Source organism: Sphingomonas lycopersici (assembly GCF_026130605.1).
Taxonomy (GTDB): domain Bacteria; phylum Pseudomonadota; class Alphaproteobacteria; order Sphingomonadales; family Sphingomonadaceae; genus Sphingomonas; species Sphingomonas lycopersici.
On the sequence record NZ_JANFAU010000007.1, the window covers coordinates 1 to 19,552 of the forward strand.

General features: G+C 68.6%; 22 protein-coding genes. 17 read left to right on the top strand and 5 right to left on the bottom strand.

Features of this window, described 5'->3' with window-relative positions; translation table 11 throughout:
- Nucleotides 1-279 precede the first annotated feature (279 nt).
- Nucleotides 280-531 (top strand): PilZ domain-containing protein, encoded by a 252-nt coding sequence (locus tag NED98_RS14335; RefSeq protein ID WP_265271196.1) that lies wholly within the window; start codon nucleotides 280-282, stop codon nucleotides 529-531.
- Nucleotides 532-744: 213 nt separating this feature from the next.
- Here the strand turns inward: NED98_RS14335 and NED98_RS14340 are convergent, their stop codons facing one another.
- Nucleotides 745-1,680, bottom strand: coding sequence for a ribose-phosphate pyrophosphokinase (locus NED98_RS14340; protein WP_179512909.1), 936 nt, complete (start codon nucleotides 1,678-1,680; stop codon nucleotides 745-747).
- Nucleotides 1,681-1,765: 85 nt separating this feature from the next.
- Between NED98_RS14340 and gltX the strand changes: the two genes are divergently transcribed.
- The 8 genes from gltX to NED98_RS14380 all read left to right on the top strand — a co-directional run bounded on the left by gltX (nucleotide 1,766) and on the right by NED98_RS14380 (nucleotide 8,152).
- Entirely contained in the window at nucleotides 1,766-3,094 is a 1,329-nt protein-coding gene (gene gltX / locus NED98_RS14345) for a glutamate--tRNA ligase (protein WP_265313486.1), read from the top strand.
- 242 nt (nucleotides 3,095-3,336) lie between these two features.
- Nucleotides 3,337-3,987, top strand: coding sequence for an energy transducer TonB (locus NED98_RS14350; RefSeq protein WP_179512911.1), 651 nt, complete (start codon nucleotides 3,337-3,339; stop codon nucleotides 3,985-3,987).
- Between the two features lie 145 nt (nucleotides 3,988-4,132).
- On the top strand, nucleotides 4,133-4,480 hold the full coding sequence (locus NED98_RS14355) for a hypothetical protein (protein ID WP_179513778.1): 348 nt from the start codon (nucleotides 4,133-4,135) through the stop codon (nucleotides 4,478-4,480).
- A gap of 122 nt (nucleotides 4,481-4,602) precedes the next feature.
- Nucleotides 4,603-5,550, top strand: coding sequence for a bifunctional diaminohydroxyphosphoribosylaminopyrimidine deaminase/5-amino-6-(5-phosphoribosylamino)uracil reductase RibD (gene ribD, locus NED98_RS14360; protein ID WP_265313602.1), 948 nt, complete (start codon nucleotides 4,603-4,605; stop codon nucleotides 5,548-5,550).
- A gap of 14 nt (nucleotides 5,551-5,564) precedes the next feature.
- Entirely contained in the window at nucleotides 5,565-6,176 is a 612-nt protein-coding gene (locus tag NED98_RS14365; protein ID WP_265313487.1) for a riboflavin synthase, read from the top strand.
- Nucleotides 6,160-7,311 (top strand): 3,4-dihydroxy-2-butanone-4-phosphate synthase, encoded by a 1,152-nt coding sequence (ribB, locus tag NED98_RS14370; RefSeq protein WP_179512913.1) that lies wholly within the window; start codon nucleotides 6,160-6,162, stop codon nucleotides 7,309-7,311. Before NED98_RS14365 ends, ribB begins: the two co-directional genes overlap by 17 nt.
- Nucleotides 7,312-7,335: 24 nt before the next feature.
- Nucleotides 7,336-7,755: a 6,7-dimethyl-8-ribityllumazine synthase gene (gene ribH / locus NED98_RS14375; protein WP_265313488.1), complete on the top strand. Its 420-nt coding sequence runs from the start codon at nucleotides 7,336-7,338 to the stop codon at nucleotides 7,753-7,755.
- 1 nt (nucleotide 7,756) lies between these two features.
- Nucleotides 7,757-8,152, top strand: coding sequence for a hypothetical protein (locus NED98_RS14380; RefSeq protein ID WP_265313489.1), 396 nt, complete (start codon nucleotides 7,757-7,759; stop codon nucleotides 8,150-8,152).
- A gap of 20 nt (nucleotides 8,153-8,172) precedes the next feature.
- On the opposite strand, the gene NED98_RS14385 is transcribed toward NED98_RS14380, so the two are convergent.
- Entirely contained in the window at nucleotides 8,173-9,243 is a 1,071-nt protein-coding gene (locus NED98_RS14385; RefSeq protein WP_179512916.1) for an alkene reductase, read from the bottom strand.
- A gap of 62 nt (nucleotides 9,244-9,305) precedes the next feature.
- Here NED98_RS14385 and NED98_RS14390 point away from each other — a divergent pair, with 62 nt between their 5' ends.
- Genes NED98_RS14390 through NED98_RS14415 form a run of 6 tightly spaced genes read left to right on the top strand, consistent with a single transcriptional unit; the run spans nucleotide 9,306 to nucleotide 15,137 of the window.
- Nucleotides 9,306-10,217 (top strand): DMT family transporter, encoded by a 912-nt coding sequence (locus tag NED98_RS14390; protein ID WP_265271179.1) that lies wholly within the window; start codon nucleotides 9,306-9,308, stop codon nucleotides 10,215-10,217.
- Nucleotides 10,214-10,882 carry a COQ9 family protein gene (locus NED98_RS14395; protein WP_265313490.1) on the top strand — a complete coding sequence of 223 codons (669 nt, stop codon included), beginning with the start codon at nucleotides 10,214-10,216 and terminating at the stop codon, nucleotides 10,880-10,882. Before NED98_RS14390 ends, NED98_RS14395 begins: the two co-directional genes overlap by 4 nt.
- Before the next feature lie 51 nt (nucleotides 10,883-10,933).
- Nucleotides 10,934-11,185: a FeoA domain-containing protein gene (locus NED98_RS14400; RefSeq protein WP_179512919.1), complete on the top strand. Its 252-nt coding sequence runs from the start codon at nucleotides 10,934-10,936 to the stop codon at nucleotides 11,183-11,185.
- The gene (gene feoB, locus NED98_RS14405) at nucleotides 11,185-13,044 is read left to right on the top strand and encodes a ferrous iron transporter B (RefSeq protein WP_265313491.1); all 1,860 of its coding nucleotides are present in this window, start codon (nucleotides 11,185-11,187) and stop codon (nucleotides 13,042-13,044) included. Before NED98_RS14400 ends, feoB begins: the two co-directional genes overlap by 1 nt.
- Nucleotides 13,045-13,053: 9 nt before the next feature.
- Nucleotides 13,054-13,614 (top strand): single-stranded DNA-binding protein, encoded by a 561-nt coding sequence (gene ssb / locus NED98_RS14410; RefSeq protein WP_179512921.1) that lies wholly within the window; start codon nucleotides 13,054-13,056, stop codon nucleotides 13,612-13,614.
- A gap of 59 nt (nucleotides 13,615-13,673) precedes the next feature.
- Nucleotides 13,674-15,137, top strand: coding sequence for a sensor histidine kinase (locus tag NED98_RS14415; protein WP_265271275.1), 1,464 nt, complete (start codon nucleotides 13,674-13,676; stop codon nucleotides 15,135-15,137).
- Here NED98_RS14415 and NED98_RS14420 read toward each other — a convergent pair.
- From NED98_RS14420 to metX, 3 genes are read right to left on the bottom strand one after another with little or no spacing between them, the layout of a single operon-like run.
- A complete protein-coding gene (locus tag NED98_RS14420; RefSeq protein ID WP_179512922.1) occupies nucleotides 15,121-15,513 on the bottom strand; it encodes a response regulator in 393 nt (130 codons plus the stop codon). The genes NED98_RS14415 and NED98_RS14420 overlap by 17 nt on opposite strands.
- Nucleotides 15,514-15,526: 13 nt before the next feature.
- The gene (gene metW, locus NED98_RS14425) at nucleotides 15,527-16,147 is read right to left on the bottom strand and encodes a methionine biosynthesis protein MetW (protein WP_179512923.1); all 621 of its coding nucleotides are present in this window, start codon (nucleotides 16,145-16,147) and stop codon (nucleotides 15,527-15,529) included.
- A complete protein-coding gene (metX, locus tag NED98_RS14430; protein ID WP_179512924.1) occupies nucleotides 16,144-17,259 on the bottom strand; it encodes a homoserine O-acetyltransferase MetX in 1,116 nt (371 codons plus the stop codon). The genes metW and metX overlap by 4 nt, the downstream gene beginning before the upstream one ends.
- A gap of 220 nt (nucleotides 17,260-17,479) precedes the next feature.
- Here metX and hisC point away from each other — a divergent pair, with 220 nt between their 5' ends.
- Both hisC and NED98_RS14440 read left to right on the top strand, forming a co-directional pair.
- Nucleotides 17,480-18,577, top strand: a complete 1,098-nt coding sequence (gene hisC, locus NED98_RS14435) for a histidinol-phosphate transaminase (RefSeq protein ID WP_265313492.1) — start codon at nucleotides 17,480-17,482, stop codon at nucleotides 18,575-18,577.
- Nucleotides 18,577-19,485: a prephenate/arogenate dehydrogenase family protein gene (locus tag NED98_RS14440; RefSeq protein WP_265313493.1), complete on the top strand. Its 909-nt coding sequence runs from the start codon at nucleotides 18,577-18,579 to the stop codon at nucleotides 19,483-19,485. The genes hisC and NED98_RS14440 overlap by 1 nt, the downstream gene beginning before the upstream one ends.
- Nucleotides 19,486-19,552 lie beyond the last annotated feature (67 nt).

The following is a 19,552-nucleotide window of genomic DNA, read 5'->3' on the forward strand; positions in this document are numbered from 1 at the left end:
TCGCCCGGAGAAGCCCGCCGGACGGCGTCGCTTGCTTGCGCGTAGCAATTGCTACGCGTCTGCGCTGCGCTCCTTGCCGGCGGGCTTCTCCGGGCGATCACGACGCCTTCCCGGTTGGGCTTGGACCCTAGGGCAACAGGAGCTCATCGAAATCGCGCGATCCGTTTGCCGATTGGTAACCATTAATCCGGCATAGCCAGTTCTATGGAACAGGTCGTCCCCATCCCCGCGTCCCAGGAAGGTGAGGAAAGCCGTCTCGCGTTGCGCAAGGCGGTGAAGATGCGTGCGCATTTGCGCGATCGCGGCACCACGCGCTTCGAGATCGAGGTGGTCGATCTCTCCACCACGGGTTTTCGCGCGCATACCAGCTTTACGATGTGGCCGGGCCAGACCGTCTGGCTGACCTTGCCGGGGCTCGCCGCGCTCGAGGCGGTGGTCGCGTGGCGCGACAAGTTCAAATATGGCTGCGCCTTCGCCAAGCCGCTGCATCCGGCGGTGTTCGATCACATCGTCGCGCTCGGCAATAGTTAGGCGCGCACGCTGCGCGCCGACCGCAAGCGCAGCGAAGCGAAACGATTGCCCGGCCGGCGGGTCGGCAAAGCCGAACCCGTCCGACGACGCGGCGTTGCCGCGGCGGCCTTCCCGCTCCGACCCTCACTCCGTTCGCCCTGAGCTTGTCGAAGGGCGTCCTGCCGTTCGTGAGTGTGGGGCGCCCTTCGACAAGCTCAGGGCGAACGGAGAGGTTTAGTCAAACAGCGAGGAAACGCTCGATTCATCCGCGATCCGCCGGATCGCCTCCGCCAGCAGCGGCGCGATCGTCAGATGCCGGATGCGCTTGGCCTCGGAGATGATCTCCTGATTGCCGATCGAATCGGTGATCACCAGCTCGCGCAGCACCGATCCCTCGACCCGCGCCACTGCGCCGCCCGAGAGCACGCCGTGCGTCACATAAGCGACGACATCCTCCGCCCCCGCTTCCTTGAGCGCGGCGGCGGCGTTGCACAGGGTGCCGGCCGAATCGACGATATCGTCGATCAGGATGCAGAAGCGGCCTTCGACGTCGCCGATGATGTTCATCACCTCGGATTCGCCGGCGCGTTCGCGGCGCTTGTCGACGATCGCCAGCGGGGCATTGTCGAGCCGCTTGGACAAGGCGCGCGCGCGGACCACACCGCCGACGTCGGGCGAGACGACCATCAGATTCTTGTCGCCGAACCGCGCCTGGATATCGGCCGACATCACCGGCGCGGCGAACAGATTATCGGTCGGGATATCGAAGAAGCCCTGGATCTGCCCGGCGTGGAGATCGACCGAGAGCACGCGATCGGCGCCCGCGGTGGTAATCAGATTGGCGACGAGCTTGGCCGAAATCGGGGTGCGCGGGCCGGGTTTGCGGTCCTGCCGGGCGTAGCCGAAATAGGGCACCACCGCGGTGATCCGCTTGGCCGAGGCGCGCTTGAGCGCATCGATGCAGATCAGCAATTCCATCAGATTGTCGTTCGCCGGGAAGCTGGTCGACTGGACGACGAACACGTCCTCGCCGCGCACATTCTCGCGGATCTCGACGAAGATCTCCTCGTCGGCGAAGCGGCGCACCAGCGCCTCGGTCAGCGGCAACTCGAGATAGGCGGCGATATCGCGCGCCAGCGGCAGATTCGAGTTCCCGGTCATCAGTTTCATTTGTGCGTGCCCTTCCGCGCCCCGAAGCGGCCGCCTTAATGCGGAGGGCTGGCGAGGGGAAGAGCAAGCGCCTAAGCGGGCGGCTATGACCGTGATCACCCGTTTCGCGCCGTCGCCCACCGGGCGGCTGCATGTCGGCAATATCCGCACCGCGCTGCACAACTGGCTGTTCGCGCAGAAGAATGGCGGGCGCTTCATGCTGCGCATCGACGACACCGATGCCGAACGCAGCGAGGAGCGTCATGTCGAGTCGATCCGCGCCGATCTGACGTGGCTCGGGCTTATCCCCGCCGACGAAGTGCGCCAGTCGGCCCGATTCGCGCTCTACCAGCGCCGATTCGATGAGCTGGTCGCGGCGGGGCGGATCTATCCCGCGTACGAAAGCGCGCAGGAGCTTGATCTCAAGCGCAAGATCCAGCTCGGCCGCGGGCTGCCGCCGGTCTATGACCGCGCCGCGCTCGACCTTTCCGATGCCGATCGCGCGAAGCTCGAGGCCGACGGCGTGCGTCCGCACTGGCGCTTCCGCCTCGATCACGCCGCGCCGATCACCTGGCGCGATCTGATCCGCGGCGAGCAGCATTTCGACCCCGCGACGATGAGCGATCCGGTGGTGCGCCGCGCCGACGGGTCGTGGCTCTATATGCTGCCCTCGGTGATCGACGATATCGATATTGGCATCAGCCATGTCGTGCGCGGCGAGGATCATGTCTCGAATACCGCGCTGCAGATCCAGATGTTCGACGCGCTCGGCGCCGCCCCGCCGGCCTTTGCGCATGAGGCCTTGCTCACCGGGAGCGAGGGCAAGCTTTCCAAGCGGCTCGGCAGCGTCGGGGTCGATCAGTTCCGCGAAGCCGGGATCGAACCGCAGGCGATCCGCGCCTTGCTCGCGCGGCTCGGGACGAGCGACCCGGTCGAGCCGGTCGGCGATGTCGCGCCGCTCGTCGCCGGGTTCGATTTCGCGCGCTTCGGGCGCGCGCCGGCGCGGTTCGACGAGGCCGAACTGGCGCAGCTCAACGCGCGGATCGTTCACTATCTCTCCTACGAGGCGGTGGCGACCCGGCTGCCCGCGGCAATGGGCGCCGCGGCGTGGGAAGCGGTGCGCCCCAACCTCACCACCGTCGCCGAGGCCGCCGATTGGTGGCAGGTGATCGAGGGGCCGGTCGACGCCCCCGCGGCCGGTGAGGATGCCGATTATCTCGCCGAAGCGGCGGCGGTCGCCGCGACGATCGACTGGGCGGGCGACCCGTGGCACGCGCTGACCGCCGCGCTCAAGGACGCGACGGGACGCAAGGGCAAGCCGCTGTTCCTCCCGCTGCGCCGCGCGCTGACCGGGCGCGACCACGGACCCGATATGGCCGCGCTGCTCCCGCTCATCGGGCGCGATCGCGCGCTGGCGCGGCTCGCTCGATCATAATCGGCGCACGTTTTCCCCGATCGGGCTGAGCCTGTCGAAGCCCTGCACATTTCTTGCCTTGAAGAAGTGCAGCCCTTCGACAAGCTCAGGGCGAACGGCGGGAGCGCGGAGACCGCGACGCTCACCCGGCGCGGCACTCGCAATGTTACGTTACAAAGTCTCTTCTCGATCGATTTGCGACGTTGTATCATCACCGAACCGGGCGACCGGCAAAAGGAGAAACAATCGAGAGGATCAGGCCAATGTATGCGGATCGTTTTGCCCAACCACGCAAGTTCAGTCCCAGTAGCCTCGCGATCGCGGTCGCGCTCAACGGGGCGGTGATGGCCGGGCTGATATTGTCGGTGCCGGCATTCAAGAAGAAGATCGATGACGTACTGATCATCAAGCCCATTCCGATCGATCAGCCCCCGCCGCCGCAACCGATCGAGCAGCCCCGGCCGAAAATTGCCCAACATCCGGCGCCCACCCCGCCGATCGACCGGGTCGAACCGCTGGTCGAGACGCCGCGCACGCCCACCTACGTCCTGCCGCCGCTTCCCCCGGTCGACCCGGGTATCGGCAATGCCGTCGACCGGATCATCGATCCCCCCGCCAAGCCCCCGGTGACGATCGATGCGACGATCGACCAGCGCTATGCGCGCGATTTCCAGCCCGCTTATCCCGCCGGCGAACAGCGGCTGGGCAACGAGGGCAAGGTAGTGATCCGCGTGCTGGTCGGCACCGACGGCCGGGTGAAGCAGGTCGAGCGCGTCTCCGCCCCGAGCGAGGCCTTCTGGCAGACCACCGAGCGCCAGGCGCTGACCCGCTGGCGCTTCCGCCCCGCGACCCGCGACGGGGTGCCGGTCGAAGCGTGGCGGACGATGACGGTGCGGTTCGAAATGACCTCCTGAGTGTTTTTCGCGGCGCCGGCCCGCTCCTCCAGCCGACCTCCCACGCGCGTATCCTGATGGGAGACCGGGTGGGGGAGCGGGCCGGTGCCGCCCTTTTCAAAACAGATGCTGGTATGTGCCGCCCCACGCGCCTATCTTGCGCCCTATGCAATTCTTCGCCCGCATGTCGCCGCTCCGCGCGCTGCGAGACCTCCGGCTGTTTCTGCATCAGCGCCAGCGGCATGAGCTGGTATTCTTCATGCTGGCGGTGATGATCACCAGCTTCTTCGTCTTCGCCTTCATCAAGGATTCGCACGTCGAGAAGCCGTACAAGCCCGACATCATCTACGTGCAGCAATGGCGGCTCGACCGCACCGACGCCGAGATTCGCGCGCAGCAGAAGATCGACCAGGCCAAGAAGGAAAAAGACGAAGCCGAGCTGGCCAAGGAGCAGGAAAAGACCCGCGCCGAATTCCAGCGGCTCGACGACAAATTGAAGCGCTGGGGCATCTGAGTGCCGGAATGGCGGTGCCGGCCCGCTCCCCCACCCGGCTTCCCACGAAAGTATCCTTGATGGGAGGCCAGGTGGGGGAGCGGGCCGGTGCCGATCAGTCGACGCCCGCCGACCAGCGCTGGATGGCCGCGGCGCTCGCGCTCGCCGCGCGGACGCGTGGGCGGACCGCCCCCAATCCCAATGTCGGCTGCGTGATCGTCAGCGACGGCCGCGTCGTCGGGCGCGGCTGGACCCAGCCCGGCGGCCGCCCGCATGCCGAGGCGATGGCGCTCGCCGAAGCGGGGGCGGCGGCGCGCGGCGCGACCGCTTATGTCACGCTCGAACCCTGCGCGCACCGCTCGCCGCGCGGCCCGGCCTGCGCCGATCTGCTCGTCGCGGCGGGGGTCGCGCGGGTCGTCGCCGCGCTCACCGACCCCGATCCGCGCACCGACGGCGCCGGCCTCGCCCGGCTCGCCGCTGCCGGAATCGCGGTATCGACCGGGACATTGGCCCCCGCAGCGCGCGAGTCGATCGCCGGCTTCCTTACCCGCCGCGCGCTTGGGCGCCCGCAGGTGACGCTCAAGCTCGCCACCTCGCTCGACGGCTGCATCGCGCTGGCCGACGGCGAGAGCCGCTGGATCACCGGCGCCGAAGCGCGCGCGCACGCGCATCTCGAACGCGCGCGGCACGAGGCGATCCTCGTCGGCCGCGGGACCTGGGAGATCGACCGCCCACGACTCGACGTCCGCCTCCCCGGGCTCGAAAATCGCGCGCCGCAGCGCGTGATCCTGTCCTCGCGCCTAGTCGACGCCCCCGGCTGTACCGTCATCGCCAGCCCCGCCGATATCGCGACGCTTCCCGGCGACCACCTGCTGGTCGAGGGCGGCGCCGGCGCGGCGTCGGCATTCCTCGCGGCCGATCTGGTCGATCGCCTGCTGATCTACCGCGCACCGATCCTGATTGGCGGCGGACGCGCCGCATTGGGCGACATCGGGCTCGCCAGCCTCGCCGACGCGCACGGCCGCTGGCGCCGCGACGACGCACGCGCGCTTGGCAGCGACCGGCTCGAGACCTATGTGCGCCAGCGATAGAGCAAGGACGCGATATGTTTACCGGGATCGTCAGCGACATCGGCACGATAAAGGCGGCGGAAGCCCGCGGCGATCTGCGCGTCGTGGTGGACACCGCCTATGATACCGCGGGGATCGATCTCGGCGCGTCGATTTCCTGCTCGGGTGTATGCCTGACGGTCGTGGACAAGGGCCCGGGCTGGTTCGCGGTCGACGTTTCGGGCGAAACCACCAGCCGCACCGCGCAGGGCCAGTGGAGCGCCGGCCGCCGGCTCAACCTCGAACGCGCGATGAAGCTCGGCGAGGAGCTCGGCGGGCATATCGTCACCGGGCATGTCGACGGCGTTGCCGAGGTGGTCGAGATCGCCCCCGACGGCGATTCGCAGCGCATCGCGATCCGCGTGCCGGGCGATCTGGCGCCGTTCCTCGCCGCCAAGGGCTCGGTCGCGGTCGACGGCGTGTCGCTCACCGTCAACACTGTCGAGGATCGCGCCGACGGCACCCGTTTCACGATCAACCTGATCCCGCACACCCAGAAAGTGACGACTCTGGGCGGGCTTGCCCCCGGACAGCCGGTCAATATCGAGATCGACGTCCTCGCCCGCTATCTCCAACGGATGGAACATTATCGTGCCAAAGCCGGCTGAACTCGCGCGCCTGCGCCACGCCTTCCTCTCCTCCCCCGAGGAGATCATCGAAGAGGCCAAGAACGGCCGGATGTTCATCCTGGTCGACGACGAGGATCGCGAGAATGAGGGCGATCTCGTCATCCCGGCACAGATGGCAACGCCGGAGAAGATCAACTTCATGGCGCGTCACGGCCGCGGGCTGATCTGCCTCGCGCTCACCAAGTCGCGGGTCGACCAGCTCGGGCTCGATCTGATGAGCCGCAACAACGGCACACGGCACGAAACCGCCTTCACCGTCTCGATCGAGGCGCGCGACGGGGTTACCACCGGAATCTCCGCCGCCGATCGCGCGCGAACCGTCGCGGTGGCGATCGACGCGGGCAAGGGGAAGGACGAGATCGTCACCCCCGGCCATGTCTTCCCGCTCGTCGCGCGTGAGGGCGGGGTGCTGGTGCGCGCCGGGCATACCGAGGCGGCGGTCGACGTCGCACGGCTCGCCGGGCTCAACCCCTCGGGCGTGATCTGCGAGATCATGAACGAGGACGGGACGATGGCGCGGCTCGACGACCTCGTCGCCTTCGCTCAGCTCCACAACCTCAAGATCGGCACGATCCGCGATCTCATCGCCTATCGCCGCCGCCACGATCATCTCGTCGAGAAACAGGCCGAGATGACGTTCGAATCGCGCTGGGGCGGCACGTGGCGCGCGATCACCTTCTTCAACAAGGCGACCGGCGACGAGACGATCGCGCTGGTCAAGGGCCGGATCGATCCCGCCAAGCCGACTCTGGTGCGGATGCACACCGCGAGCTTCTTCGTCGACATGTTCGGCGAGCAATCGGATCGCACCGGGCTGCTGTCGCGCTCGATGGAGCTGATCGCCGAGGAGGGCGCCGGGGTGATCGTGGTGATCAACCGCCCGATGCAGGGCGCGGTCACCCGCTTCATGAAGGCGCGCGCCGAGGGCAAGGGGCCGGGCGCCCCCGAGATCGAGGAATTGCGCGATTACGGCGTCGGCGCGCAGATCCTCGCCGAGCTGGGGGTGGAGGAGATGATCCTCCTCACCAACACGCATCACGCGCTGATCGGGCTCGAAGGCTATGGCCTGTCGATCGTCGCCGAACGCGCCATCACCGGCACCGGCGCGGCATAACCACGTAACAAAAGGCATCGCATCATGGCCCGCGTCCTTATCGTCGAAGCGCGTTTCTACGATCATCTCAACGACATGCTCATCGCCGGCGCGCGCGCCGCGATCGAGGAAGCCGGGCATCAGGCGGAGATCGTCACCGTCCCCGGCGCGCTCGAAATCCCCGGCGCGATCGCGCTGGCGGCGGAGACCGGCCGGTACGACGCTTATGTCGCGCTGGGCGTGGTGATCCGCGGCGAGACCTATCATTTCGAGATCGTCGCGAACGAAAGCGCGCGCGGGGTGATGGCGCTGACGATGGACGGCCTGCCGATCGGCAACGGCATCCTCACCACCGAGGACGAGGCGCAGGCGATCCGCCGCGCCGATCCGGGCCAGCTCGACAAGGGCGGCGGCGCGGCGCTCGCGGCGCTGGCGATGCTGAAGTTGCGCGACCGCTTCGCCTGACGTGCCGACCGAGCCGCCTCCATCGCGCTATCGCGTGGTGGAGCGCGGCCGCCGGCTGGAGGTGATCGATACGCGCGTCACCGGCGCCGCGCCCGCCGGCCAGCCGATGAGAGAGGCCCGCCGCCCGCGCCGCGAAGGCGGCATCGACAGCTCGTTCACCACCGCGCGTTTCTACGACGACAAGGCGCCGCGCCGGATCGCGTTCGATGCTGCCGCGCGCGACCGTCTCGGTCGGCTGCGGCTGATCGCGATGATTGCCGCAATGGCCTGGGTGATGCTGGCGGTGTGGCAGCCGTGGGTGGCGCTGGCGCCGCTGGCAATCCTTGTCAGCAACGGGCCGCGCCGCACGATGCGGCAGCGACTTACCCGCTGGCTCGATCGCTACGAGCAGGGGTAAGCGCCACCGGTCGCGCGGTTTCACGCCACTTCGAGCGCCGGATAGTCGGTATAGCCCTCCGGCCCGCGGTCGTAGAAGGTCTTCGGGTTAGGCGTATTGAGCGGCGCACCGTCGCGGAAGCGCTCGACCAGATCGGGATTGGCGATGAACAGCCGCCCCCAGCTGATCGCATCCGCCACGCCCGACGCGAGATCGGCCTCGGCCCCCGCGAGCGAATAATCCTGGTTGAGCACCAGCGGCCCGGCAAAGGCGGTGCGGATCTGCGGGCTCAATTTGGGCACGCTGCTGCTGCCGAACGTCCCCTCGGGCGAGAGCTCGCGCAATTCGAGGAAGGCGATACCGAGATCGCTCAGCATCTTCGCCGCGGGGATGAAGACGCGCGCCGGATCGCTGTCGTCGGCGCCTTGCGTCTCGCCATTGGGCGACAGCCGCACCGCGGTGCGCGCCGCGCCGACCGTCGCGATCACCCGCTCGGTCGCTTCGCGCAGCAGCCGGATGCGGTTCTCGGGCGACCCGCCGTAATCGTCGTCGCGATCGTTGACCCCGTCGCGCAGGAATTGATCGATGAGATAGCCGTTGGCGGCGTGGATCTGCACCCCGTCGAACCCGGCGGCGATCGCGTTGCGCGCGGCGGATTCGTAATCGTCGACCACCTGGCGGAGGTCGTCGAGTGTCGCCGGGCGCGGCACGTCATAGGGATTCTTCTCAGGCACCGCATAAGGCGCCCGCGCCGACCCCGAGGAGAGCGACTGCATCCCGGTGACGTCGGGCCGCGCGAGCCGCCCCATATGCCAGAGCTGCGCGAAGATCCGCCCGCCGGCGCGATGCACCGCCTCGGTCACCGGCTTCCACGCCTCGACCTGGCTCGGCAGCCACAGCCCCGGCGCATGCGGCCAGCCCAGCCCGTGGCGGCTGATCCCGGTCGCCTCGCTGATGATCAGCCCGGCGCCGGCGCGCTGGCGATAATATTCGATCATCAATTCGGTCGGCACATGGCCTTCGGTGGCGCGGGTGCGCGTCAACGGCGCCATGAAGATACGATTGGGCGCGTCGATTGCGCCGATTTTGATCGGATCGAACAGAGTGGGCATCGATTCCCTTTCAGTTGCGCTTTGCTACCTGACGCGACGCAGATAGGCGGTTAAGGGGCAGCATGCATCAGGCGACGCCGACAAGAAAAGCTATTGCCGCGCCAAGCCGATCCGCGCTGGCTTTCGCCGCGCTGATCGGCGGCAATGTCGCGCTCGCGTTCGGCCCGTGGTTCGTGCGGATGGCGGATGTCGGGCCGGTCGCCGCCGGATTCTGGCGCATCTCGCTCGCCGCGCCGTTGCTGCTGCTGCTCGCGCGCGCCACCGGGAGCCGGCCATTCGCGCAGAGCCGCGGGCTCGGCTGGGTGCTGTTCGCCTCGGGGCTGCTGTTCGCCGGCGATCTCGCCACCTGGCATGTCGGGATCCACCACACCAAGCTCGCCAACGCCACCTTGTTCGGCAACAACGCCTCGCTGATCTTCCCGATCTACGGCTTCATCGTCGCGCGCGCCTGGCCGACCCGCACGCAGGGCGCCGCATTGTTGCTCGCGCTGGTCGGGGCGGTGGTGCTGCTTGGGCGGTCGGCGGAGGTGTCGCCGGAAAACCTGCTCGGCGACGTCTTCTGCCTGGTCGCGGGCCTGCTCTACGCGGCCTATTTCATCCTGATGGCGCGCGCGCGGACGCGGATGCAGCCTCTGCCCGCGCTGGCGCTGTCGTCGCTCGCCGCCGGCCCGCCGCTGCTGATCGCGGCGCTCGCGCTGGGCGAGCCGATCATGCCGCAGCATTGGATGCCGCTGCTCGCTCTGGCGCTGGCCAGCCAGGTGCTCGGGCAAGGGCTGATGATCTTTGCGCTCGGCCAATTGACGCCGCTCGTCATCGGCATCGCCTTGCTGACCCAGCCGATCGTCGCGGCGGCGATCGGCTGGGTCATCTATGGCGAGCGGCTCGGCGCGATCGACCTGTTCGGCGCGGCGCTGGTGGCGATCGCGCTGGTGCTGGTGCGTCGGTCGTCGGGGGGTGATAGGGAGGCGACATGACCGATCTTGCCCCCGACCCTTCCGACGCGACGCTCGATGAGATTCGCGCCGCGCTCGCCCCGCGCATCGCCGCCAACGCCGCGTTCGACGGCTGGGCGGCGGCGGCGCGCGATCTGGCGGCGGACTCGCTCGGGGTCGATCGCGACGTCGCCGCGCTGGCGCTGCCCGATGCGATGGCGATGATCGACGCCTGGTTCGCCGCGATCGACGTCGCGATGCTCGCCGTGCTCCCGCCCGAACGGCTCGCCGCGATGAAGATTCGCGCGCGGATCGCCGCCCTGGTCGAGGCGCGGATCGACGAGATCGCGCCGAATCGCGAATCGCTGCGCCGCGCGCTCGCGATTCTCGCCCTGCCGCAGCATGTCGCGCACGGCGCGCGGCTGGCGTGGCGCACCGCCGATACGATCTGGCGCGCCGCCGGCGACACCGCGACCGACTATAATCACTACACCAAACGCACGATCCTGCTCGCGGTCTATGCCGCGACGATGACAATGCTGCTCGACGACGAAAGCGAGGGGCAGGCCGAGACGCGCGCCTTCCTCGCGCGGCGGATCGACGGGATCATGCGGTTCGAAAAGGCCAAGGCCGGCTTCCTGCGCCGCGCCGCGCACCGCCCCAGCCTGTCGCGCTTCGTCGGGCGGCTGCGTTATCCGGTGGTGTAAAACCGCGCATAGGCAATTGATAATCGTTCGCATCATCGTTAGACCGAGGCTGTGCTCGCTCCGATCCCCAGCCTCGAATCGCTTCCCTTGCGCCACCCGGCGACGATCGCCGCGATCGCCTGGGACCGGCTCGCATTGCCTGAGGCGCGGCGGCTGCGCGAGCTGGGCTTCGACGAGGGCGTCGGGGTCGAGGTGCTCCACCGCGCGTCGCTGGGGCGCGGGCCGATCGCGTGCCGCATCGGGCGGATGACGGTGGCGCTGCGCCGCACGGTCGCCGCGACGATCACAGTGTCGCTGGGATAATGTCGACGCTGCCGCTGATCGCGCTGGTCGGCAATCCCAACGCCGGCAAGAGCGCGCTGTTCAACGCGCTGACCGGCGCGCGGCAGAAGGTCGGCAATTACCCCGGGGTCACCGTCGAGCGCCACTCGGGCCGCTTCGCGCTCGACGACGGTCGCCCGATCGAGCTGGTCGACCTGCCCGGCGCCTATAGCCTCGACCCCGCCTCCCCCGACGAGCGCGTCACCCGCGACGTGCTGACCGGCACCCAGGCGGGCGAGCGGCTGCCCGACGCCCTGGTGGTGGTGGTCGACGCCGCCAATCTCGACAATCACCTGCGCTTCACGCTCCAGCTCATCGCGCTCGGGCTGCCGGTGGTGGTGGCGCTCAACATGATCGACCTCGCCGAGCGCGACGGGCTGACGCTCGATCCCGCGGTGCTGGCGCGCGAGCTCGGCGTGCCGGTCGTCCCCACCGTCGCGGTGCGCAAGCGCGGGCTCGATGCCCTGCGCCACGAACTCACCCTCGCGGTCGACGGCAGCGAGGCGCGCGCGCTGCGCGCGTCGGACGGCAGCGTCGATGACGATATCGCCACCTTGCAGCGCCGCGCCCGCGCGATCTCCGCCGCGGCGACGCTCCACGAAACCCCGGTGCGGCGCTGGACGCATATGCTCGACGCGGTCGCGCTCCACCCGGTCTTCGGGCCGATCCTGCTCGTCACCCTGCTGTTCGTGATGTTCCAGGCGGTGTTCAGCTGGTCGGAAGCGCCGATCAGCCTGATCGAGGATGCGTTCAAGGCGATCGAGGCCGGGGTCACCGGGCTGATGCCCGACACGATCCTGCGCTCGCTGATCACCGACGGGGTGATCGCCGGGGTCGGCGCGGTCATCGTGTTCCTGCCGCAGATCCTGATCCTGTTCCTGTTCATCCTCGTCCTCGAGGCATCGGGCTATATGGTCCGCGCCGCTTTCCTGATGGACCGGCTGATGGCGGGGGTCGGTTTGTCGGGGCGCGCGTTCATCCCGCTCCTGTCGAGCTTCGCCTGCGCCGTCCCCGGGATCATGGCGACGCGCACGATCGACGACGAGAAGGACCGGCTGACGACGATCCTGATCGCCCCGCTGATGACCTGTTCCGCGCGGCTCCCGGTCTATACGATCATCATCGGCGCCTTCATCCCCAATACCCGCGTGCTGCCGTTCGTCGGGCTGCAGGGGCTGGTGCTGCTCGGGCTCTATCTGATGGGGATCGCCGGCGCCTTCTGCGCCGCTTTGTTCCTGCGCCGCACGGTGACCAAGGGCGCCTCCTCGGGCTTCATGATGGAGATGCCCAAATATCAATGGCCGCGCCTCAACGACGTGCTGATCGGGCTGTGGAGCCGCGCGCAGATCTTCCTCAAGCGCGCCGGCACGATCATCGCGCTGACCACGGTGATCCTGTGGGCGCTGCTGAGCTTCCCGCGCGCGCCCGCGGGGCAGAGCCAGGTCGATCATTCGATCGCCGGGCGGATCGCCAATGGCGTGGCGGTGGTGGTCAAGCCGATCGGGTTCAACCGCGATATCGCGCTGGCGCTGATCCCGGCGATGGCGGCGCGCGAGGTGGCGGTCTCGGCGATCGGCACCGTCTATGCGGTCGACGACGCCGAATCCGACAAGGGCCAGCGCAGCATCGTCGACAATCTGCGCCACCGCTGGTCGCTGCCCACCGCGCTCGCCTTCCTGATGTGGTTCGTCTTCGCGCCGCAATGCATCTCGACGATCGCGGTCACCCGGCGCGAGACGAACGGGTGGAAATGGCCGCTGTTCATGATTGGCTATCTGTTCACCGCCGCCTATGTCATGGCGGGTATCACATATTGGCTGGCGGTGGCCGCCGGCCTTTGAGGGGCTTTCATGGCAGGCAGCGTCAACAAGGTAATTCTCGTCGGTAATCTGGGGCGCGATCCCGAATCGCGCACCTTCCAGAACGGCGGCAAGGTGGTGAATCTGCGCATCGCCACGTCGGAAACGTGGAAGGATCGCAACACCGGCGAACGCAAGGAGCGCACCGAATGGCATTCGGTGGCGATCTTCAACGAGGGGCTCGCCAACGTCGCCGAACGCTATCTGCGCAAGGGCTCGAAAGTCTATATCGAAGGCCAGCTCCAGACCCGTAAGTGGCAGGACCAGAACGGCCAGGATCGCTATTCGACCGAGATCGTGCTGCAGGGCTTCAACAGCGTGCTGACGATGCTCGACGGCGCGCCCGGCGGTGGCGGCGGTGCGGGCGGTGGCGCGCGTGACGATTGGGGTGGCGGCGACAGCGATTTCGGCGGCGGCTCCTCGGGCGGCGGCTTCGGCCAGACCCGGAGCGGCGGCGGTGCGAGCGGCGGCGGCAACAACGCCGGCGGCAGCAGCTTCGGCCAGACCCGCGGTGGCTTCGCCGACGATCTCGATGATGACGTGCCGTTCTGAAGGCGCCCTTGGCGAACGATTCCGCCCAACAACTCGATGAGATCGCCCGCGCGCGGGTGATGGCGCTCTACGACCTCGCGGGCGCGCGCGAAGAAGGCGCGCTCGACGATATCGCGCGCTTCGCCGGGCAATTGTGCGACACCCCGGTGGCGCTGGTCAGCGTGGTCGAGGAGCAATTCCAGCGCTTCCTCGCGCGGGTCGGCACCGATCTCGCCGAAACCCCGCGCAGCCAATCGTTCTGCGCGCATGCGATGCACGGCCATAAGGTGATGGAAGTGCCCGACGCGGCGCGGGATCCGCGCTTCGCCGACAATGCGCTGGTCACCGGCCCGCCGCATATCCGCTTCTACGCCGGGGCGCCGCTCGTCTCGCGCGAGGGGGTGCCACTCGGCGCCTTGTGCGTGATCGACGAGCAGCCGCGCGACGGGCTCACCGCCTTCCAGCGCGAAGGAATGGAATTGCTCGCGCTCGCCACGCTCGGCCGGCTCGAGGAGCGCCGCGCCGCGCGCGAGGCGGCGCATACCCGCGCCGCCTTGGCCGAAAGCGAGCTGCGTTTCCGCACGCTGGCCGATACGATGCCGCAAATGGTGTGGTCGGCGCGACCCGACGGTCACAACGATTATTTCAACGCGCGCTGGTATGCCTTCACCGGGGTCGCCGAGGGCGCGACCGACGGCACCGGCTGGGCGGAGGTATTCCACCCCGACGATCGCGATCAAGCCTGGTCATTGTGGCGGCGCAGCCTGGCGGACGGCGAGCCCTATCAGATCGAATATCGCCTGCGGCGCCACGACGGCGTCTATCGCTGGGTGCTCGGCCGCGCGCTGCCGATCCGCGACGCCAGCGGGCAGATCACCCGCTGGTTCGGCACCTGCACCGATATCCACGAGCAGAAACTGGCGCTCGACGAGCGCGAGATCATCAGCCACGAACTGTCGCACCGGATCAAGAACATCTTCGCGGTGATCGCCGGGCTGATCCAGTTCGCCGCGCGGGTCCGCCCCGAATTCGCCCCCGCCGCGCACGATCTGCGCGAGCGGGTGACCGCGCTTGGCCGGGCGCATGATTTCGTCCGCCCGCACAGCCTGGAAACCCGCCCGTCGCTGCAGCGCGACAGCCTCCACGGCCTGTTCGCCGAATTGTTCGAGCCTTATCAACTCGCCGAGCGACCGCGCATCACGGTCGGCGGCATGGATGTCGCGATCGACGATCGCGCCGCGACCCCGATCGCGCTGCTGTTCCACGAGCTTGCCACCAATGCCGCCAAATATGGCGCGCTCGCGCAGGACGGCGGCACCGTCTCGCTCGACGTGGCGGCCGACGGCGACGCCACGCACCTCGTCTGGCGCGAAACCGGCGGCCCCGCCGTCACCGCGCCCGCCGCGCAGGGCGGGTTCGGCAGCCAGTTGATCGAGCTGAGCGCGGTCCGCCAGCTCGGCGGCGCGGTCGAGCGCGACTGGCGGCCGGAGGGGCTGGTGGTGTCGATAAAGCTGCCCGCCGCTGCGCTTACGCGCAGGGGGTGAAGCGCATGATATCGGCGTTGCCCGGCGATACGCCGTCAAACGCCAAAGCGGCGGCGGCGCGGATCGCGGCTTCGCTGAACGGCTTGCGGATATAGCCGATCGCGCCGCAATCCCCCGCGATCTGCGCCGGATTGGCGGTGACGAACACCACTTTCACCCCATGATCGCGCACGATCCGCGCGGCGATCGCCGGCCCGGTCGCGCCGTCGCGCAGATTGACGTCGACGAAGGCGAGCGAACAGCGCGGCGCGGCGGCCAGCGCCTCGTGCGCATCAGCGGCGATCGCAGCGACCGAGTAACCGGCATCGGTGAGGATCCGTTCCAGATCCAAAGCGACGAAGATCTCGTCCTCGACAATCAACGCTGACTTACGCATGCCCTGTCCGAAATTACTTCCGGTGCAAACTACCCGAATCGCCTGCGGTTCCCCGCAACAGGAAGACGGCATGTTCGGCGAGCATATTTGCCGCCGCCGATGTGGTTTTTCTGCCACGCGACAGGAACCACGCCCCTTCGGTGACGATCCCCTGTTCGGCGAGATGCGCGCGGAAATCGTCGATCGTCAAATGGTGGATATTGGGGGTGTCGTACCAGCGTTCGGGGAGCAGCCGCGTCACCGGCATCCGCCCCCCCCACAACAGCGACAGCCGCACCCGCCAATGCGCGAAATTGGGGAAGCTGACGAAGGCGCGGCCGCCGATCCGCAGCAGATCGCGCAACACCTTGTCGGGCGCGCGGCACGTCTGCAGCGTCTGGCTGAGGATCGCATAATCGAAGCTCTGGTCGGGATAATCGGCGAGATCGGTATCGGCATCGCCCTGGATCACCGACAGCCCGCGCCCCACCGCCGCGGCGACATTGCCCGCATCGAGCTCCAGCCCGCGCGCATCGACCCCCTTTGTATCGCGCAGCGCCGCCATCAGCAGCCCGTCGCCGCACCCGACATCGAGCACCCGCGCGCCCGGCGCGACATGATCGGCGATCACCGCAAGATCGGGCCGCAGCGTCATGCCCCCGCTCCCAGGAAACCCGCGACGACGCGGTACAATTCGGGCGAATCGAGCAGGAAGGCGTCGTGGCCGTAGGGGCTCGACAATTCCATGAAGCTGACCGGCGCCCCCGCGGCGTTGAGCGCATGGACGATCGCGCGCGATTCGCGCGTCGGATAGAGCCAGTCGGTATCGAAGCTGACGAGGCAGAAACGCGCGCGGCTGGCGCGGAAGGCATTGGCGAGCAGCCCGCCATGTTCCTCGGCGAGATCGAAATAGTCCATCGCGCGGGTGATATAGAGATAGGAATTGGCGTCGAACCGGTCGACGAAGCTCAGCCCCTGGTGGCGCAGATAGCTTTCGACCTGGAAATCGGCGTCGAACCCGAACGACTTGGCGTCGCGCGCCTGCAGCCGCCGGCCGAATTTCTCGGTGAGCCCCGCTTCGGACAGATAGGTGATATGCGCCGCCATCCGCGCCACCGCGAGCCCGGCGGCGGGCACCTCACCGTTATAATAGTCGCCGTTGTTCCAGCGGGGATCGGCCATCACCGCCTGGCGGCCGACCTCGTGGAAGGCGATATTCTGCGCCGAATGCCGCGCCGCCGAGGCGATCACCACCGCCGCCGCGACGCGATCGGGGAAGGTCGCCGCCCAGGACAAGGCCTGCATCCCCCCCATCGATCCGCCGACCACCGCGGCGAGCCGCGCGACCCCGAGATGATCGAGCAGCATCGCCTGCGCGCGGACCATGTCGCGGATCGTGATCACCGGGAAAGCCATCGCATATTCGCGCGCCGTCGCCGGATCGATCGTCGCCGGGCCCGAGCTTCCCATGCACGATCCCAGCACATTGGCGCACACCACGAACATCCGGTCGGTGTCGATCGGCCGCCCGGGGCCGACCATCGCGGTCCACCACCCTGGCTTGCCGGTGCGCGGATGCGGCGAGGCGACGAATTGGTCCATCGTCAGCGCGTGGCAGATCAGCACCGCATTGCCGCCGTCGGGCGCCAGCGTGCCATAGGTTTCATAGGCGATCTCGACCGGCGCGAGCATCCCCCCGCCGTCGAGCCTGAGCGGCCCCGGCAGCACGATATGGCGCCCAAGGCCGTAACGCTGATCGTCTGACATCGTGGCGATGCGTTAGCGGGGAGCGGCGGTGCCCACAACACCCGCTCCCCAGCGCTCAGCATCCCGCCCTTTCCCGTCCACCCCGGCGCAGGCCGGGGTCCAGTGCCGACTGGCCCGCTGCTGGACCCCGGCCTGCGCCGGGGTGGCGGAAAGGCAGTTGGCGGGGAAAGCGGTTCGCCCCCCTTGCCCTCCACGCCCGCGCCCGCGTAAGCGCGCGGGCATGACCAATGCACCCGTCCCCAAGCCGTGGATCATGGAGATCGCCCCCTATATCCCGGGCCGCTCCACCACCGATGATGGCCGCAAGGTCGCCAAGCTCTCGTCGAACGAGAACCCGCTCGGCACCAGCCCCAAGGCGCGCGAAGCCTTTGCCAGCGCCGCGACCAGCCTCGAACGCTACCCCGATGCCAGCGCGACCGAATTGCGCGACACGCTGGCCGCGAAGCACGGGCTGGATCCGGCGCGGATCATCTATGGCAACGGATCGGACGAGGTGCTCCACCTCGCCGCCGGCGCCTTCGCCGGGCCGGGCGACGAGGTGATCTACGTCAATTACGGTTTCTCGGTCTATCCGATCGCCACCCGCCGCGTCGGCGCCACCCCGGTGGTGGCGCCCGACAAGGATTATGCCACCGACGTCGACGCGATCCTCGCCGCGGTCACCAATCGCACGCGGATCGTGTTCATCGCCAACCCCAACAACCCGACCGGCACCTATGCCCCGCGCGGCGAGATCGAGCGGCTCCACGCCGGGCTGCGGCCCGACATCCTGCTCGTCATCGACCACGCTTATGCCGAATATATCGACGGCGGCGACGACGACGGCGGGATGGCGCTGGCGCAAAATGCCCCCAACGTGCTGGTGACCCGCACCTTCTCCAAGATGTACGGCCTCGCCGCGGAGCGCATCGGCTGGGGCTATGCCGCGCCCGCGATCATCGAGGCGATGCACCGCATCCGCCTGCCCTTCTCGATCACCATCGCCGGGACGGCGGCGGCGGTCGCGGCGCTCGGCGATACCAACTTCGTCGCCAGCACGCGCGATCATAATGCGCAATGGCGCGCGTGGTTCGCCGACGAGATCGCCAAGCTCGGCAATGCCGGGCTGCGCGCGATCCCCAGCCAGGCCAATTTCATCCTCGTGTTGTTCGAGGGCGAGCTGACCGCCGAGACCGCCTACAAGGGGCTGATGGACGCGGGCTATATCGTCCGCTGGCTGCCCGGCCAGGGGCTGCCGCACGGGCTGCGCATCACGATCGGCACCGCGGAGGAAACGCAAGGCGTGATCGCCGCGCTGCGCCGGATGGCCGGGGCCTGATGCTGCCGTTCGCGCGCGTCACGATCATCGGGCTGGGGCTGATCGGCTCGTCGATCGCGCGCGCGGTGCGCGAGACGATGCCGACGGTGCGGCTTACCGGGCATGACGCGAGCGCCGAGGTGCGCGAGATCGCCCGCCGGCTCGACCTGCTCGATGATGTGACGGATACCGCCGGCGCGGCGGTGACCGACGCCGAACTGGTGATCCTGTGCGTGCCGGTGGGCGCGATGGGCGCGGTCGCGGCGGAGATCGCCGCCGATCTGCCCGCCGAGGCGATCGTCAGCGACGTCGGCTCGTCGAAGGAATCGGTCGCGAAGGCGTTGCGCGAGGCGCTGCCGGACGCGATCGTCGTTCCCGCGCACCCCGTCGCCGGCACCGAGCAGAGCGGCCCCGAGGCGGGGTTCGCCTCCTTGTTCCACGGCCGCTGGTGCATCGTCACCCCGCTGGCGGACGGCGACGCGGTCGCCGCGGCGCGGGTCGGCGAATTCTGGCGCCGGCTCGGCAGCAATGTCGAGACGATGGCGCCCGATCACCACGATCGCGTGCTCGCCATCACCAGCCATCTGCCGCACCTCATCGCCTATACGATCGTCGGCACCGCCAACGACCTCGCCGAGGTGACCGAATCCGAGGTGATCAAATTCTCCGCGGGCGGCTTTCGCGACTTCACCCGCATCGCCGCGTCGGACCCGACGATGTGGCGCGACGTGTTCCTCACCAACAAGGAAGCGGTGCTGGAGATGCTCCAGCGCTTCAGCGAAGATCTGTCTCAGCTCCAGCGCGCGATCCGCTGGGGCGACGGCGACACCCTGTTCGAGCATTTCACCCAGACCCGCGCGATCCGCCGCTCGATCGTCGATCAGGGCCAGGACGATGCCGCGGCCGATTTCGGGCGCAAGCACGACTGAGCTTCCACTCCCCCTCCTTCTCTGCGCCCCTCCCTTCGCCACGGAGGGGAGCAAAGGGGCGGGCCGC